Source organism: Mycolicibacterium diernhoferi (genome assembly GCF_019456655.1).
Lineage (GTDB): Bacteria > Actinomycetota > Actinomycetes > Mycobacteriales > Mycobacteriaceae > Mycobacterium > Mycobacterium diernhoferi.
Window position 1 is genome coordinate 5,806,121 of record NZ_CP080332.1, and the last position, 16,826, is coordinate 5,822,946.

General features: G+C 67.8%; 14 protein-coding genes. 4 read left to right on the forward strand and 10 right to left on the reverse strand.

What is annotated here, in order from left to right; translation table 11 throughout:
- Window positions 1-78: 78 nt before the first annotated feature.
- The 7 genes from K0O62_RS27645 to glf form a co-directional block, all read right to left on the reverse strand.
- Window positions 79-1,077, reverse strand: coding sequence for an esterase family protein (locus K0O62_RS27645; protein WP_073857315.1), 999 nt, complete (start codon window positions 1,075-1,077; stop codon window positions 79-81).
- Window positions 1,078-1,176: 99 nt separating this feature from the next.
- Window positions 1,177-2,166, reverse strand: coding sequence for an esterase family protein (locus tag K0O62_RS27650; protein WP_073857316.1), 990 nt, complete (start codon window positions 2,164-2,166; stop codon window positions 1,177-1,179).
- 194 nt (window positions 2,167-2,360) lie between these two features.
- A complete protein-coding gene (gene aftB, locus K0O62_RS27655) occupies window positions 2,361-4,328 on the reverse strand; it encodes a terminal beta-(1->2)-arabinofuranosyltransferase (protein WP_372512819.1) in 1,968 nt (655 codons plus the stop codon).
- A complete protein-coding gene (locus K0O62_RS27660; protein ID WP_073857317.1) occupies window positions 4,306-5,223 on the reverse strand; it encodes a decaprenyl-phosphate phosphoribosyltransferase in 918 nt (305 codons plus the stop codon). The genes aftB and K0O62_RS27660 overlap by 23 nt, the downstream gene beginning before the upstream one ends.
- A complete protein-coding gene (locus K0O62_RS27665) occupies window positions 5,220-5,750 on the reverse strand; it encodes a phosphatase PAP2 family protein (RefSeq protein WP_073857318.1) in 531 nt (176 codons plus the stop codon). The genes K0O62_RS27660 and K0O62_RS27665 overlap by 4 nt, the downstream gene beginning before the upstream one ends.
- Before the next feature lies 1 nt (window position 5,751).
- On the reverse strand, window positions 5,752-7,707 hold the full coding sequence (locus K0O62_RS27670; RefSeq protein ID WP_073857319.1) for a glycosyltransferase: 1,956 nt from the start codon (window positions 7,705-7,707) through the stop codon (window positions 5,752-5,754).
- A 61-nt stretch (window positions 7,708-7,768) separates the two neighbouring features.
- Entirely contained in the window at window positions 7,769-8,980 is a 1,212-nt protein-coding gene (gene glf, locus K0O62_RS27675) for a UDP-galactopyranose mutase (RefSeq protein ID WP_073857320.1), read from the reverse strand.
- 267 nt (window positions 8,981-9,247) lie between these two features.
- On the opposite strand from glf, the gene K0O62_RS27680 reads away from it, so the two are divergent.
- Together K0O62_RS27680 and K0O62_RS27685 are read left to right on the forward strand one after the other, a co-directional pair.
- Window positions 9,248-10,219 (forward strand): hypothetical protein, encoded by a 972-nt coding sequence (locus K0O62_RS27680; protein ID WP_073857321.1) that lies wholly within the window; start codon window positions 9,248-9,250, stop codon window positions 10,217-10,219.
- A 147-nt stretch (window positions 10,220-10,366) separates the two neighbouring features.
- Window positions 10,367-11,959 (forward strand): N-acetylmuramoyl-L-alanine amidase, encoded by a 1,593-nt coding sequence (locus K0O62_RS27685; protein ID WP_073857322.1) that lies wholly within the window; start codon window positions 10,367-10,369, stop codon window positions 11,957-11,959.
- A 49-nt stretch (window positions 11,960-12,008) separates the two neighbouring features.
- Here K0O62_RS27685 and K0O62_RS27690 read toward each other — a convergent pair whose 3' ends face one another.
- Window positions 12,009-12,821 carry a Cof-type HAD-IIB family hydrolase gene (locus K0O62_RS27690; RefSeq protein ID WP_079244627.1) on the reverse strand — a complete coding sequence of 271 codons (813 nt, stop codon included), beginning with the start codon at window positions 12,819-12,821 and terminating at the stop codon, window positions 12,009-12,011.
- 249 nt (window positions 12,822-13,070) lie between these two features.
- On the reverse strand, window positions 13,071-13,844 hold the full coding sequence (locus tag K0O62_RS27695) for a lysophospholipid acyltransferase family protein (RefSeq protein ID WP_073857324.1): 774 nt from the start codon (window positions 13,842-13,844) through the stop codon (window positions 13,071-13,073).
- A 97-nt stretch (window positions 13,845-13,941) separates the two neighbouring features.
- Here K0O62_RS27695 and K0O62_RS27700 point away from each other — a divergent pair, with 97 nt between their 5' ends.
- Window positions 13,942-15,501 (forward strand): MBL fold metallo-hydrolase, encoded by a 1,560-nt coding sequence (locus K0O62_RS27700; RefSeq protein ID WP_073857325.1) that lies wholly within the window; start codon window positions 13,942-13,944, stop codon window positions 15,499-15,501.
- Window positions 15,498-15,833, forward strand: a complete 336-nt coding sequence (locus K0O62_RS27705; protein WP_073857326.1) for a hypothetical protein — start codon at window positions 15,498-15,500, stop codon at window positions 15,831-15,833. Before K0O62_RS27700 ends, K0O62_RS27705 begins: the two co-directional genes overlap by 4 nt.
- Here K0O62_RS27705 and K0O62_RS27710 read toward each other — a convergent pair.
- Window positions 15,830-16,819: an MOSC domain-containing protein gene (locus K0O62_RS27710; RefSeq protein WP_234800164.1), complete on the reverse strand. Its 990-nt coding sequence runs from the start codon at window positions 16,817-16,819 to the stop codon at window positions 15,830-15,832. The genes K0O62_RS27705 and K0O62_RS27710 overlap by 4 nt on opposite strands.
- Window positions 16,820-16,826 lie beyond the last annotated feature (7 nt).

Genomic DNA, 16,826 nt, shown 5'->3' on the forward strand with positions numbered 1-16,826 from the left:
GACGTGAGTTGGAAACGGCCGACGGCGGCACCCGCAGGGGTACCGCCGTCGGCTGTGAGTTGTCTGGTGCCGTGACCGCTACGCCGCGGGGGTGGCACCCAGCACGCGCTGGATGTCCGGCTTCATGGTCTGCAGCTGCTGACCCCAGTACGGCCAGTCGTGCGTTCCACCCGCCGGGAAGTTGAAGACACCGTTGGTGCCGCCGGCAGCGATGTACTCGTCCTTGAACGTCTTGTTGGTGCGCAGCGTCAAGCTCTCCAGGAACTTCGCGGGCAGGTTGTCGCCCGCCACGTTGCCGTTGACCTCGGCCGGCTTTCCGTTACCGCAGAACAGCCAGACGCGGGTGTTGTTGGCGACGAGACGGTCCATGTTGACCATCGGGTCGTTGCGCTTCCAGGCGCTGCTCTCGTCCTCGGTCTTGCCCCACATGTCGTCGGCCTTGTAGCCGCCCGCGTCACCCATGGAGATGTTGATCAGGAACGGCCACCACCCCTCGGAGGGGTTCAGGTAGCCCGACAGCGAGGCGGCGTACTGGAACTGCCCGGGATGCCAGATGGCCAGGGTCAGCGCGGCCGATCCGGCCATCGACAGACCGACGGCGGCCGATCGGGTGCGGTCCACGCCCTTGGTCTCCAGGAATGCGGGCAGCTCCTGGGTGAGGAAGGTCTCCCACTTGTAGGTGGAGCAACCGGCCTTGCCGCAGGCGGGCTTGTACCAGTCGGAGTAGAAGCTGGACTGGCCGCCGACCGGCATGATCACCGACAGGCCCGAGCCGTCGTACCACTCGAAGGCGGCGGTGTTGATGTCCCAGCCGTTGAAGTCGTCCTGGGCGCGCAGACCGTCGAGCAGGTAGACCCCGGGCGAGTTCTCCCCGCCGCTCTGGAACTGGACGCGGATGTCGCGGCCCATCCCGGCCGACGGGACCTCGAGGTATTCGACCGGCAGACCCGGCCGCGAGAAAGCTCCAGCTGTCGCCGAGCCGCCGACGGCGCTCACCAAACCGGGCAGTACCGCGACCGCTGCGGTCGCGACCACCACTCGGCGCGTGGCACCGCGCAACTTCGAAACGAAACTCATCAGCTTTCCTATCCCATCTTTTCTGACTCAAGTGCTCGTGTAGTCAACCACACCTCGCTGTGAGTTCTCTCTCCGGCGAAGTCACACCTGATAGATATCTCAGCGATTGATCGTGGCGATCAGATCGGGCTTGAGAGCTTGTAATTGGGCTCCCCAGTACGCCCATGAATGGTTCCCGGCGGGAGGGAAGTCGAAGGTCGCGTTGCGCCCGCCGGCGGCGGTGTAGCGCTCCTGGAACTTCTTGTTGCTGCCGATCGCCAGCCCTTCCAGGCTGTCGGCGTTGAACTTCTGGCCGGGGTCGGCGTTCTCGTCCAGCTGCGTGGAACCGCCTGGCGCACAGTAGATCCACAACCGGGTGCCGGCAGCGACCAGCCTTCCGACCTGCTCGGTGGGATCGTTGCGCTTCCAGGCCGGATCCCACGGCGGCCCCCACATGTTGTCCACGTTGTAACCGCCGGAGTCGAGCATGGCGACTCGGATGGCCTGCTTCATGAAGGTGCTCGACGGATTGAGGAACCCGGATAATGATGCGGCATAAGTGAATTGGGCCGGATGGTAGGCCGCCAGGATGAGTGCCGCCCCGCCCGCCATCGACAGCCCGACCACGCCGTTGCCGGTCGGGCTGACCTGCTTGTTGGCGGCCAGCCACTGCGGCAGTTCGCTGGTGAGGAAGGTTTCCCACTTGTAGGTGTAGGCCTGGTTGTTGAAGCTCGACGGCGAATACCAGTCGGAGTAGAAGCTGGACTGGCCGCCGACCGGCATGACGACCGAAACCCCGGATTCGTAGAACCATTCGAAGGCCGCGGTGTTGATGTCCCAGCCGTTGTAGTCGTCCTGGGCACGCAGACCGTCGAGGAGATAGACGGCCTTGCTGCCCGCTGCACCGGCCGGCGCCGTAGCGCCTCCGTCCTGGAACTGCACCCGGATGTTGCGGTTCATCGACGGGGAGAACACGTCGAGGTACTCGACCGGCAGACCCTCGCGGGAGAACGCGCCGGCGGTGGGTGCGGGCACCCAGACCATCGTCGCCGCGGCGGCGATCGCCACCAACATCGCGCGCAGCGGTCTCGCGAAACGGGTTCTACGCATCGGTTGTTCTATCCATCCATCTCACAGGCGACGCGATATGCGCATCACCAGGGGTGAACGCCGCTCCAAGCGGCTGCGGGCGTGTTCAGGGCCACGCTCGCTCATTCCCCGAGTCCGCCGAGCTCGTGCCCACCGGTCTATCGCCACAACATAACCGCGCCGTTACCGCAGCCGCAAAACCGCAGTAACCCAGATCACGGTCCGGTGGCGGGCAGCCCGGTGTACTCCGGAGTCTTGGGCGGCGGGATGTCCAGACCGCATCGGCGCAGTTCATAGAGCGGAACCCGGTCGATCCGGTAGGAACCGAAGTCGAGCGCGTGCACGATGTTGGACAGGAACCGGCGCGGCCCCATCGGGGAACGCACCGCGTTCAGCTTCGAGACGGTGTCCGGGCATTCCAGCGCGGCCCCGGCCTGGATGATCCAGTCCTCGTCCAGGTACACCGGGATATAGGGGCGTTCCTTGAGGAACGGGCCCTCTGCCACCGCCCAGTCCGCGAACAGGTTCTTGTCGTGGCCGATGCGGGCATCCTCCAGTCGCGCCGTGTGCGCGGCCAGCGGGTTGGTCAGCCCGATCTGGTCGATCACCCGAACATCCAGGCCCACGTTCATGCCGAGCATGCCCATGTTGGTGAAAAACACCGTGTGCGGACCGTTCTCGCCAGGAGGGAGCGGCCGGTCCGGCGGCGGCGGGATGGCCGGCACGACATCCCACACGTCGTAGTTGCCCGACGGCAGCAGCAGCGCGCCGTCCGGGGTGTTGCGCAAGGCCACCATGACGGCGCGCATCCGCGGATAGTCCAGGTAATCGGCCGCCGTCAACGGATGCGCGTGACCGGTCGCCTGTGCGTAGAAGCGTCGTTCGTCGACGATCCCGGAATAGGTGACCCGCGTCGCGTCGGCGCCCATACCGGGCGAATTCGCCGCCCACAGGGACCAGCCCGCGGTCGCCACCCACAGCACTCCGGTGGCGCCGGCGAGCAGGTAACCCGTTCGCCTGCTGAACTTCTCCGTGGACGGGACCGCGATGGGGATGACCGCCACCGGTGCCAGCATCAGGAACACCGCCGTCAGCAGCACCCGGCCGTGCATGAAGTCGCCACCCTGGCGGACCCAGTACACCGCCTGCAGCGCACCGCTGGCGACGATGAAGATGACCACGGCGGTGGGGCTTTGCAGTGCGCGACGCCAGCCTCGCGCACCCCGCGCGGCCGGCTGGATCCGGGACACCGAGAGCAGGATGCCGATCAGTATCACCAGCACCAGCGGGATCCACAGCAGATAGGGGGCGTTGAAGTTGCCCAGATAGGTAAGGCCCTGCGCCCATTTCGCGCCCGAGGCGTCCTTGGCGATCGCGGTCTGCGGCACCAGCAGGCCGTAGTAGCCCATCCGGAAGATCTGGTAGGCCACCGGAAGTGCACCACCGGCCGCCACGATCAGCAGCCACTGCCGCCAGCCCGCGGCGGCCAGCACCATCATCACCAGCACCCCGCCGCCGACCAGTGCCAGCTCGGGGCGGACCAGCACGCTCAGCCCGGCCACGAATGCCAGGCCCGCGGTCAGAAGGTGCCCGGGCCGGGCCCGCTCGATGGCCGGGGCCTGCGACCAACACACCAACAGCCACCACAGCAGCCCGACATAGGCCAGCACCAAGCCGTTCTCCAGGCCGGAGGAGGCGAAGTCCCGGGCCGGGGGGATGGCGATGTAGATCAGCGCGCCGGCCGGCAGCAGCAGTGCCCGTCGGCCCTGTAGTCGCGGCGCATACAGGCGTGCGGCGCCGAGCATGACGAACACCACCCCGGCCACACTCAGCCCGAGGGTCAGCGCCAGCGTCACGTATTCCAGGCGCAGCGGCCCGGCCAGCCAGCTCGCCCCGGTGATCAGGTAGGTCCACAGTGTGGAGGTGTTCGACTCGACGCGTTCCCCCGCGTTGAACACCGGGCCGTTGCCGGCCAACAGGTTGCGCACCGTGCGCAGCACGATCAGGCCGTCGTCGGCCATCCAGCGACGCTGCCAGGCACCCCAGCCGAACAGTCCGGCGACCACCAGGACCGACACCCACAGGCTCAGCCGCACCGACAGGCTGTAGCGGTAGGCCGGCCAGTTGCTCAGGCGCGCAGCGACCGCGGCGCCCAGGCGATCAACTGAGGATTGCAGCCGCACAGACGGTTCCGATCCACGCCACCGCGAGCAGCTGCAGCACGCGGTCCCCCAGTGCTATCTCCTCGGGCTCTCCGGCATGTCCGCCGTCGACGTCGACGGCGTACCGCAGGATCGCGACCGTGAAGGGAATCATCGAGATGGCGAACCAGGAGCCTTCGCTGCCGTCGCGTTCGAACGCCCAGAGTCCGTAGCAGAGCACTAGCGCGGTGGCCGACAGCGTCCACACGAAACGCAGGTACGAACTGGTGTAGCTCTCCAACGATTTGCGGATCTTGGCGCCGGTGCGTTCGGCGAGCTGCAGTTCGGCGTAGCGCTTGCCGGCCGCCATGAACAGCGAGCCGAAGGCCATTGTCAGCAGGAACCATTGCGACAGCGGCACACCGGCCGCCACGCCGCCGGCGATGGCCCGGATGAGGAAGCCCGAGGACACGATGCAGATGTCGATCACCGGCTGGTGCTTGAGCCCGAAGCAGTACGCCAGCTGGATGGCGATGTAGACGCCGATCACCACGGCCAGGTTCGGCGACACCAGCCAGGAGATGACCAGCGAGGAGACCCCGAGCACCACGGCGAGGATGTAGGCCAACGACTCCGGCACCACACCCGCGGCGATCGGCCGGAACCGCTTGGTGGGGTGCGCCCGGTCGGCCTCGACATCCCGGGCGTCGTTGACCAGATACACCGACGATGCCGCGAGGCTGAACACCACGAACGCCAGCAGCACCTTGACCAGGACTTCGCGGTAGTCGTAGACATACCGGTCGTCGCCGAGCGCGGCCACCGGCGCGGCGAAGACCAGGACGTTCTTCACCCACTGCCGCGGCCGTAGCGCCTTGACGATTCCGCCGGCCAGCGTCTTCGGCGGGCCAGCGGTCGGAGGGGGCTCTTCGCTCACAGGGTTTTCTCCTTCGAAGGCGGGCCCGTGACGGCACCGACGGTCCGGGCGACCGTGCTGCCGACCGCGATTCCGGTCAGCACATCGGTCGGATAGTGCACCCCCAGCACCAGGCGTGACAGCGCCATCGTCGGAACCAGCAGCAGCGGCAACCGGGTTCCGGTGACCCGCGCCAGCAGGATCGCGGCCGCGGTGGTCGACGTCGCGTGCGCGGACGGGAAGCTCAGCTTGCTCGGCGTGCCCACATTGATGGCGATGGCCGGGTGATGCGGGCGCGGGCGCTTGACGACCCGCTTGATCAGAACGGCGGCCGCATGGGCGCCGAACGCGCCGACACCGACGGCCAGCCACTCCCGGCGCCGCCGGGGCGACAGCACGGCGCCGAGCGCCGAGACACCGACCCAGCCGGCGCTGTGCTCACCGAAGTGCGACAGCGCGCGGGCGGTGGCCAGCACCCCGGGCCGCCCGGCCAAGGCGGCCTGAACCGCTACCAGCGCCGTCTCTTCGGGCGCCAGATCGCCTGCCACGTCAGGCCTTTTCCAGAGCCGGGGACGCCGGTTCGGTCGCCAGGAGCACAGCTTCCCACCGCTCGGTGCTGGTCAGTTCGGGCCGCGCCTTGCGGTAGACCTTGCGCATCTTGTTGAACTTGCGGCCCAGCTTGATCTGCCGGCTCACCGATTCCCGCAGCAGTTCGAACATCCTGGCACGGTCCCGCTGGCGGTACACCACACCACACCCGTCGGCGGTGGTGACGGTCACACCGTCGACCTTGCACAGCGAGAACCAGCGGGCATCCTGGGTTGCGACGTTGATCTGCGGCCGTACGTGATGCTCCGGATTGTGCACCGAAAGTTGGTGCAGCACACCCTGAGTCAGGCGGATCAGGATCGACAGCGGATTGGTGGGGATGCTGACCTTGCGGCGCCACCTCTTGTCCGACGGGGCGGGCAGCACGGTCGCGCTCTCCAGCACCACGGCGTCCGGGAACTGTTCACGCAGCTTGCGCACATCCGGCAGCGCGGACTCCAGGATGGAGAAGATGTGATCCGGGCCGGCCAGGAAGTCGTCCATCGCCTTGTTCTGAATGGCGACGGTCGAATACTCAAGGCAGAGAAGGTGTTTGAGGGTTGCCTTGAGATGGCTCAGCAACAGACCGCTGATCTTGCCGTCCCAGTGCAGGGCCGCGACGACCAGCCGGTTGCGCAGGTGGAAGTAGGCCTGCCAGTCGATGGCGTCGTCCTTGTCGCTCCACGCCATGTGCCAGATCGCCGCGCCGGGCAGGGTGACGGTGGGATACCCGTGCTCGGCGGCACGCAGTCCGTACTCGGCGTCGTCCCACTTGATGAACAGCGGCAACGGCTGGCCCAGTTCCTGGGCCACCTGCCGCGGGATCATGCACATCCACCAGCCGTTGTAGTCGACGTCGATACGCCGGTGCAGCAGCTTGCTGCGCTCCTGCTCCTCGTCGTTGAGCGGGTACTTGGCGAAGTTGTGGTCGTACTCGGTGTTGACCGCGCCGGTCCACATGAAGTTCGCCGAGTCGACCATCTCGCCCATCACGTGCAGGTGCGAGGGTTCCTGCAGATTGAGCATCTGGCCGCCGACCAGGGTGGGTGTCTTGGCGAACCGGTTGAGCGCCAGCGCCCGCAGGATGGAATCCGGCTCGACCCGGATGTCGTCGTCCATGAACAGGATCTGTTCGCAGTCGGTGTTCTTCAGCGCCTCGTACATGACCCGGCTGTAGCCTCCGGAGCCGCCGAGGTTGGGCTGGTAGCGCACCGACAACCGGTCCCCGAGCGCGGCGGCGGCGGCCGCGAAACCGGGATGGTCCTTGGCCTGCCTGGTGCCCTGGTCGGACACGATGACCGCGCTGATCACCTCGTCGACCAACGGATCCGACGTGAGTGCGGCCAGCGCGTTGACGCAGTCCGCAGGCCGGTTGAAGGTCGGGATGCCGATGGCGATGTCGGCCCGTCCGGGCGCCGCCATCGGCGCGTACCAGCCGGCGTGCGAGACGGTCACGTTGGTGTTGGTGGTGATGTCGAACCAGATCCAGCCGCCGTCCTCGAACGGGGCGAGGTCGACCTCGAACTCCACCACGGCCGGCGTGCCGTCCTCGGCGCCGCTCGCCTCGGTGCCACCGACGGTGATCCGGGCACCGTTGGCCTTGGACCGGTAGACGTCGACGCGCGCTCTGCCGGTGAGTTCGACGCGCAGCACCACCGAGCCCAGCACCGACCAGCGGCGCCAGTAGCTGGCCGGGAAGGCATTGAAGTAGGTGGCGAAGGAGACCTCGGACTCGGCGCCGATCTCCAGCGTGGTGCGGGTCGGGGCGTGTGCGCGGCGCGCGTTGGTCGAGGACTCCTCGATGTAGAGCTTGCGCACGTCGAGCGGCTCACCGGGACGCGGAAGGATCACCCGCGCCAGCAGGCTCACTGCGCGTGACTCCGTGGAGTCGAGTGCACCGGAAGGGATCCCGCTCATGCCGCCACCTCGCAGGCTCGGTCGCGCCATTCTCGGTCGATGATTCGCTCGCAAGCGTCGTTCATGAATTACTGCCTTCGTCGTTGACACTCAGGGCCGCCCCGTCGCGCAGGTGCGGCGCCAGAATGTTGTCGTACATGTTCAGGGCACTGGCGATCGCCATGTGCATGTCGAGGTACTGGTAGGTGCCCAATCGGCCACCGAAGAGCACCTTGGCCGCCGCGGTCTCGGCCTTCGCCCGCTCCCGGTACCCGGCCAGCAACGCGCGGTCGGAATCGGTGTTGATCGGGTAGTAGGGCTCGTCGTCGTCATCGGCGAAACGGGAGTACTCCCGCATGATCACGGTCTTGTCGGTCGGGTAGTCCCGCTCCGGATGGAAGTGCCGGAACTCGTGGATCCGGGTGAAGGGCACGTCGGCGTCGTTGTAGTTCATCACCGGGGTGCCCTGGAAGTCCCCGGTCGCCACGACCTCGGTCTCGAAGTCCAGCGTGCGCCAGCCCAGGCGGCCGTCCGCATAGTCGAAGTAGCGGTCGAGCGGGCCGGTGTACACCACCGGCGCGTTCGGGGACGCCGCGCGCAGCTCGTCCCGGACGTCGAACCAGTCGGTGTCGAGGCGCACCTCGATGTTCTCGTGGTTCGCCATGTTCTGCAGCCAGGCGGTGTACCCGTCGACCGGCAGACCCTCATAGGTGTCGTTGAAGTAGCGGTTGTCGAAGTTGTAGCGCACCGGGAGCCGGCTGATCACCGCCGCGGGCAGCTCGGTGGGGTCGGTCTGCCACTGCTTGGCGGTGTAGTGCTTGACGAAGGCCTCGTACAGCGGACGGCCGATCAGCGAGATGGCCTTCTCTTCGAGGTTGCGCGCATCGGCGGTGTCGATCTCGGCGGACTGCTCGGCGATCAGCGCGCGTGCCTCGTCCGGGCTGTAGTAGCGGCCGAAGAACTGCGACACCAGGCCCAGCCCCATCGGGAACTGGTAGGCCTGCCCCTTGTGCAACGCGAACACCCGGTGCTGGTAGCCGGTGAAGTCGGTGAACTGCCGGACGTAATCCCAGACCCGCTGATTGGAGGTGTGGAACAGGTGCGCACCGTAACGGTGCACCTCGATCCCGGTCTCGGGGTCCGGCTCCGAGTAGGCGTTACCTCCTATATGGGAGCGCCGGTCGACGACGAGCACTCGCTTGCCGAGTTCGTTGGCCACGCGTTCAGCGATCGTCAGGCCGAAGAATCCGGAGCCGACGACGAAAAGATCCACGTGATCTGGTTCAGCGGTCATCGGCAGCAAGGGTATCCGACCGGGACCTGCGGACCCGAAATGTGTGAGCTGCCCGGCACCGCGTTGCGTCTCGGCGCGGGAGATGGCAGGTCGCAATTAGCTCACGATTCCGCATCGTCACTCTAGACCCAGTAGTCACAGCAGTACCATCGATCACGTCGACAAAGGGCGGTAACCCGGGCACGAGAACCGTCCGCGCCGACGCGATTTACCAGCACTTATGCATCACACCCGGAAAAACGTAGTCCATGTATTGAGGAGACTTCCGTGCCGAACCGACGTCGACGCAAGCTCTCGACAGCCATGAGCGCAGTCGCCGCCCTGGCCGTCGCAAGTCCAGTCGCTATTGCCGCCGTTTCCGAATTGTCCGAAGCGCAGGATGCCCCGCAGCAGCGCGAGTTCGTGCACGCCGCGATGATCACCGATCTGCCCGGTGAACTGCTCTCGGCCCTGTCCCAGGGGCTGTCCCAGTTCGGCGTCAACATGCCGCCGATGCCGACCGGCCTGCTCACCGGCTCGCCGGCCGCGAGCCCGACCCTGGTCTCGCCGGGGCTCACCTCGCCGGGCCTGACCTCGCCGGGCCTGACCTCGCCGGGGCTCACCTCCCCGGGCCTGACCACGCCGGGTCTGACCTCCCCCGACCTGACCATGCCGGGCCTGACCACGCCCGGTCTCACCACCCCCGGCCTCACCACGCCCGGCCTGACGACGCCCGGCCTCACCACCCCGGGACTGAGCACCCCGGAGCTGACCACGCCCGGTCTGAGCATCCCGCCGGTCGGCGCTGCCGGCCCGTCGCTGTCCCCGGGAACACTGTCGCCGACGTCACTGACCGATCCCGGGCTGACCAGCCCGATCGGCCTGACCGATCCGGCCTTCACCGGACTGGGTCTGCCCGGTGAGGTCCCGATCGCGGCACCCATCGGCCTGGACCCGATGGCGGGCACGTATCCGATCATCGGCATGGACCCGACGCTCGCGGCGATGCCGGCGTCGACCGGAGGTGGCGGCATACTCGGCACCATCAACCAGGCCGCCGAACAGCTCGGCGCCGGCCAGGCCATCGACCTGCTCAAGGGCATGGTGATGCCGGCGATCATGTCCGCGGTCAAGAGTGCCGCGCCCGCTGCGGCACCCGCGGCCGCAGCAGCTCCGGCAGCGGCGGCCGAAGCCGCCGTCGGTGCGGCCGAGGCCGCCACCGGCACCGCCGCGGCAGTCGCCTCGGCAGCCGGGGCCTGACACCAGTACCTGTCACCTAACGGCACCGCAGAAGCCACCCCGGCTCTGCGGTGCCGTTGTGTGCGGTCACCCGGATTGACGAAACTTCCGCCTCATACGACCGTGTCGTAACACTGGCAACAGTGGGCACATACGTAACATCAGCTCGTGTTGCGTCGTCGTCCTGCGCCATCTCTGCTGCTCTCCGCAGTGTTGGGCACGGTTGCCATCCTGCCGTGGGCCATCAGCGGACTCCCCGAAGATTCGGCCACCGAGAACTGGGCGACCTCGATCAGTCAGCAGCCCCTCGCCGAACTCGGCGGCGGGGAGACCATCCGCGAGATCCACCAGGACGACCCGTTCTCGTTGGTCGCGCTGACCGCCGACAGCCTCGACGGGACGAGCGCGCGGATCCGCGCCAAACGCGAAGACGGCAGCTGGGGCCCCTGGTATGAGGCCGAAGCACTCGTCGGGGTCGGCCCCGAGCAGCGCGACACCCACGGCACCGAACCGGTGTTCGTCGGGCGCACCAACACCGTGCAGATCGCGGTCACCCGCACCGACCCGGCCCCGCAGCCGGCGGCCAAACCGGCCACCAACCTCGGCTACATCCCCGCCAACGTGGAGCAGCCGCTCCCGCAGAACGTCAACGCGGTGCTCATCAGCCCGCCGGAAGCGCCGATGGACGTGCAGCCCCCGCCCATCGCGGCCACCGTCCCCGGCCAGGCACCGCACATCATCACCCGCGCCCAGTGGGGCGCCAACGAGTCGATGAAATGCGGAAACCCCATCTACGACACCGGAATCCGGGCAGGCGTCGTACACCACACGGCCGGCAGCAATGACTACGCGCCGCAGGATTCGGCGGCCATCGTGCGATCCATCTACGAGTACCACGCACGCACGCTGGGCTGGTGCGACATCGCCTACAACGCGATGGTCGACAAGTACGGCCAGGTCTTCGAAGGTCGCGCCGGCGGCATGAGCCGGGCCGTGCAGGGCGCGCATACCGGCGGTTTCAACACCGATACCTGGGGTGTGGCCATGCTCGGCGACTTCAACGCCGAACCACCCACCCCGATCCAGTTGCGCACCACCGGAAGACTGCTGGGATGGCGACTCGGCCTGGACCGCGTCGACCCGCGCGGCACCGCGGCGCTGACCTCCGCGGGCGGGAGCTTCACCACGTTCGCCGGGGGTACCACCCCCACCCTGCCGAGCATCTTCACCCACCGCGACGTCGGCAACACCGATTGCCCCGGCGACGCCGCGTACGCGCAGATGGACATGATCCGCGACATCGCGGCCCGGTTCAATCAGCCGTCGGGGCCGCAGGATCTCCTCGACTCGTTGCGCGGCGGCGCCATCTTCACCAAGTGGCTGGCCATGCGCAGCGAGGCCGGACCGCTGGGCATGCCGACCTCACCGGAGGCCTCCGGCCTCGGGGACACCCGGTATGTCACCTTCGACCGGGGTGCCATGTACTGGTCTCCGGTCACCGGCGCGCAGCCTGTCACCGGCGCCATCTACGAGGCCTGGGGCACACTGGGATTCGAGCGTGGCGCGCTCGGCCTGCCGACCAGTGGCGAGATCCAGGAACCGCTGTGGATCAAGCAGAACTTCCAGCACGGCACCCTGAACTTCGACCGCGAGACGGGTGCGGTCACCCGCGTCATCGACGGTGTGCCGTTGGAACTTCCGCGCCCCGACCAGTCCCCCGTGCAGCTGGAGCGATTCACCCCGATCAGCAATCAGGCCTGACTCCCGGACAGGCGCAACCGGCGGCTCCTCGACGCGGCTGGTTCCCGGCCTAAAGCCACCAGCGTTCGAGCACCCGGGCCAGTCCCTCATCACTGTTGGTTGCGGTGACCTCATCGGCGGCGGCCAGCGCTTCGGGGTGGGCATTGCCCATCGCAACCCCGAGCCCGGCCCAGCGCAGCATCGGGATGTCGTTGGGCATGTCGCCGAACGCCACGATCTCGGAGGCGTCGATGCCCAGCGGGCCGGCGATCTCGGCGATACCGGTCGCCTTGCTCAGACCGCGGGGCAGCACCTCGATCAACCCGTTGTTGGTCGAGTAGGTCAGATCCGCTTCGGCGCCGATGTGCGGAGCGAGGGCGGCGGCCATATCCCCGCTGCGCGCACCGGCTTTGCGGATCAGCAGCTTGACCGCGGGGGCACTCAGCAGATCCTCCAGCGACACCTCGGTGTTGTCCGGGTTCAGCCAGGCGTGCTCGTATCCGGGTGAGCTGACGAACTGCGGGGTCGCCGCGTCGTGTGCGCTGCGGCCCACCCGTTCGACGGCCAGCCCCGACCCCGGGATGACCCGCGCCGTGATCTCGGCCAGCGAGGCCAACTGCTGCACCGACAGCGTGCGCGCCGAGATGATGCGGTCGGTTTCCGGGTCGTAGATCACCGCCCCGTTGGCGCACACCGACATCGGCGCGAAACCGAGCTCCTCGACGATCGGCGGCACCCAGCGCGGCGGTCGTCCGGTGGCCAGCACGAAACTGGTGCCCGCATCCACCGCGGCCCGGATCACCGCCGCGGTGCGTGGTGTCACCCGCTCCTCGTTGTCCAGCAGCGTGCCGTCCACGTCGGTGGCGATCAGTGCGGGCAGCATCATCGCCGCCCGGACCGGTCGCGCCGGCGACCCGCCTGCGCCTCATGCGGCAGTGATTGCATCGCCGTCCTCAACTCCCTCATCGTGTGGTCCGGATCGCAGGCAGGAAGTCGGTGTGATCGATCGCCGGCACGGCGGCACCGGTGCGCCGAATGTGTTCCATGCCAAGGTGGGTGATCCGGGCAGCCGGGGCGCGAAGCACTCCCTGCCCGCGATCTCCAGGGCTGGAAAAGACCGGTTCCATGCACGCTACTCCGGCGCCTCACCCGAAGAGTCGGCCGCACGTCTGGCCGCCTTCTCGGCGGCCTCCTCCATGTCCATCCGGTTCGCCTCGGCCAGCGTCGGCGCACCGCCACCCAACCGGTGCGGAACCCAGAACTCGCCCTCCGGGTGCGGCCCGTAGGAGTCCTGCACCTGTTGCAGCAGATGCTGCATCCGGTGGTGCAGCAGCGCGGTCAGCTCGGCCGGCGGCAGGGTCGGGTAGATGGGTTCACCCACGGCGATCGAGATGGGCACCTTGGGCCGACGCATGTTGCGCGGTTGTCCCTTGGTCCAGATCCGCTGGGCGCCCCAGATGATGTGCGGGACGATCGGCACATCGGCCTCGATCGCCATTCGGGCCGCACCGGACTTGAAGTCCTTGATCTCGAAGCTGCGGCTGATGGTCGCCTCGGGGTACACCCCGACCAGCTCGCCGGCCCGCAGGGCCGCGACCGCCGCGGCGAACGAGTCGGCGCCGCTGGCACGATCCACCTCGATGTGGCGCAGCTTGCGCATGATGGGGCCACCGATCTTGTGATCGAAGACCTCCTTCTTCGCCATGAAGCGGACCTTGCGCCCGCGCCCCTGCCGGTAGGCGGGCAGGCCGGCGAAGGTGAAGTCGAAGTAGCTGGTGTGATTGACGGCGATGACCGCCCCACCGGTCACCGGCAGGTTCTCCACCCCGGTCACGGTGAACTTCAATCCCTGCAGCCGCCACACCAGCCGGGCGGCTTGAATGACAGTCCCGTATACCGGCTCCACACGCCCCAGCCTAGTTCCACCGGCCCGCCTGAACGGAACGCAGCGCGCGCAGCGGCTAAACTCGTACCCGGACAACACCCCCTCAGGAAGGCTATTCGTGCAGGTCACAAGCGTCGGACACGCCGGTTTCCGGATTGATACGGAAGCCGGCAGCATCCTGTGCGACCCGTGGGTCAACCCGGCGTACTTCGCGTCCTGGTTCCCCTTCCCGGACAACAGCGAATTGGACTGGGCAGCGCTGGGCGACGTGGACTACCTCTACGTCAGCCACCTGCACAAGGACCACTTCGATCCGGCCCTGCTGCGCGCGCACGTCAACAAGGACGCCGTGGTGCTGCTGCCCGACTACCCGGTGCCGGACCTGCGCCGCGAGCTCGAGGCGCTGGGCTTCCACACCTTCGTGGAGACCACCGACTCGGTGAAGCAGCGGGTCTCCGGCCCCAAGGGCGACCTGGACGTGATGATCGTCGCACTGCGGGCCCCCGCCGACGGGCCCATCGGGGACTCCGGGCTGGTGGTGTCCGACGGCGTCACCACCGCCTTCAACATGAACGACGCCCGGCCGATCGACCTGGACATGCTGGCAGCAGAGTTCGGTCACATCGACGTGCACATGCTGCAGTACTCGGGGGCCATCTGGTACCCGATGGTCTACGACATGCCGGCGCGGGCCAAGGAGGCGTTCGGCGTCCAGAAACGCCAGCGCCAGATGGACCGCTGTCGCCAGTACATCGCCCAGGTCGGCGCCACCTGGGTGGTGCCCTCGGCCGGTCCGCCGTGCTTCCTGGACCCCGAACTGCGGGGGCTCAACGACGATCAGGGGGACCCGGCGAACATCTTCCCCGACCAGATCGTCTTCCTCGAACAGATGCGCCGGCACGGCCACGACGGCGGCCTGCTGATGATCCCCGGGTCCACCGCAGATTTCACCGGTTCGGAACTCAACTCGCTGACGCACCCGGTGGCGGACCCGGAGGTCATCTTCACCACCGGCAAGGCCGACTACATCGAGGCGTACGCCCGGCGTCAGGCGCCGGTGCTGGCCGCCGAGAAGGCCGGCTGGGCGCCGGCCGAGGGGGAGCCCCAGCTGGAGTCCCTGCGCGCACTGTTCGAACCGATCATGCTGGCGTCCGACCAGATCTGCGACGGCATCGGCTACCCGGTCGAGCTGCGGTTGCGGGCCGGCGAGACTGTCGAGACCGTCGTCATCGATTTCCCGAAACGAGCTGTGCGCGAACCTGTCCCCGACGAGAAGTTCCGCTATGGCTTCGAGATCCCTGCCGAGTTGGTGCGCACCGTCGTGCGTGACCGGGAACCCGACTGGGTGAACACCATCTTCCTGTCCACCCGGTTCAAGGCCTGGCGGGTGGGCGGTTACAACGAGTACCTCTACACCTTCTTCAAGTGCCTCACCGACGAACGGATCGCCTACGCCGACGGCTGGTTCGCCGAGGCGCATGACGACAGCGCGTCGACGACGCTGGACGGCTGGGAGATCCAGCGCCGCTGCCCACACCTGAAGGCCGATCTGTCCAAGTTCGGCGTGGTGGAAGGCTCCACGCTGACCTGCAACCTGCACGGCTGGCAGTGGAACCTGGAGAACGGTCGTTGCCTGACCGCCAAGGGGCATCAGCTCAGGAGCACGAGGACGTCATGACCACGGCGGTGACGTACGACGACGGGCTGATCCAGCTGGATCGCCAAGCCCTGACGTTGCGCCGTTACCACTTCCCGTCGGGAACCTCGAAAATCATTCCGCTGCAGACCATCCGGGGCTATCGCGCCGAGACCATGGGGCTGGGGTTCGACCGCTTCCGGATCTGGGGACCCTCGGATGACCCGCGCCGCTGGCTGCCACTCGATGTGTGGCGGCCGATCAAGTCCACACTGGTGGTGCTCGACGTCCCGGGCACCCGGCCCAGCCCGGCCTTCACCCCGCTGCGGGTCAAGGAATTCCTCGGCATCCTGGACACACTGCTCACCGACTAGCGCGGGCGCAGTACCGTCGCCTCCAGCAGCGCCTGCGCGCCGCGGATCGCGGACTTGCTCAGCGCTGTCGCGGTGCGCTGGAACACGTTGGGCGGCTTACACACCCGAACCTGCACCGGGTCGCCGACGCTGAGCACACCCGGGGTCGACACATCGGCGTAGACGCCCAGGAAACGGTCGGTGCGCTCGGCCAGCACCCTGGTCAGACCCTTGTCCAGCTCGATGCCGGGCTGCGGGCGGGTCGGCACGACGCAGCGGATGGTCGGGATGGCGACCTTCAACCGGGCCGAACCGATACTCAATTCATTTCCCACCCAGTCGGTTTCGGGGAATTCCCGGCCACCCTCGGGAACGTCCACCAACACGTTCGGGCGGAACCTGCGCACATCGTAGGGAACCCCGTCGACGGACAGCTGGCGCAGGCTGGCGGTGCTCAGCAGGTGGACCGGGCTGAGGTCGGCGAAAGTGCCCGGCGGCGTGGAGAACCGGGCCAGCGTGATGATGTCCCTGGTCGAGAACACCGACGTGTCGGGCAGGTCTTCGGCCGCACCGAGCCCGAAATCCGAACGAATCTGGGCGGCCCGGTAATTGGAGAGCGCTTCGGAAACCGACATCCTGTGCTGGCTGGTGTCGGCCTGCGGGGGCAGCGCCACCAGCCGCATCTCCCGGCCCACCAGCTCGGACAGGGCCGTGTGCACGGCCGGGTCGTCACTGGTCAGTTCGCGGCCGTCCGGGAAGGTCACCGCCACCGGTGGGACGTTGCCCGGGCCGGCCTGCGCAGCGGGTTCGGTGAGATAACGCGCCGAACACCCCAACAGCACCGGCACCCGACGGGCCGAGGCCGTCACGCCCTTTTCCACGTCCCGGACCGCCCACAGCCGGTCCGCGTGTACCCCGCGGCGATCGATGCGCACCTGATCCACCCGGCCGCCACCCATCGACTTGACCGGGAACCGCCAGAGTTCGCCCACCGTCGGCGTGGTCACCCGAGGC

Excerpts from the sequence above, each read along its gene's own strand:
- K0O62_RS27645 (WP_073857315.1), bottom strand. The coding sequence starts at position 1,077 with ATGAGTTTCGTTTCGAAGTTGCGCGGTGCCACGCGCCGAGTGGTGGTC.
- K0O62_RS27650 (WP_073857316.1), bottom strand. The coding sequence starts at position 2,166 with ATGCGTAGAACCCGTTTCGCGAGACCGCTGCGCGCGATGTTGGTGGCG.
- K0O62_RS27670 (WP_073857319.1), bottom strand. The coding sequence starts at position 7,707 with ATGAGCGGGATCCCTTCCGGTGCACTCGACTCCACGGAGTCACGCGCA.
- glf (WP_073857320.1), bottom strand. The coding sequence starts at position 8,980 with ATGACCGCTGAACCAGATCACGTGGATCTTTTCGTCGTCGGCTCCGGA.
- K0O62_RS27690 (WP_079244627.1), bottom strand. The coding sequence starts at position 12,821 with ATGCTGCCCGCACTGATCGCCACCGACGTGGACGGCACGCTGCTGGAC.
- K0O62_RS27705 (WP_073857326.1), top strand. The coding sequence starts at position 15,498 with ATGACCACGGCGGTGACGTACGACGACGGGCTGATCCAGCTGGATCGC.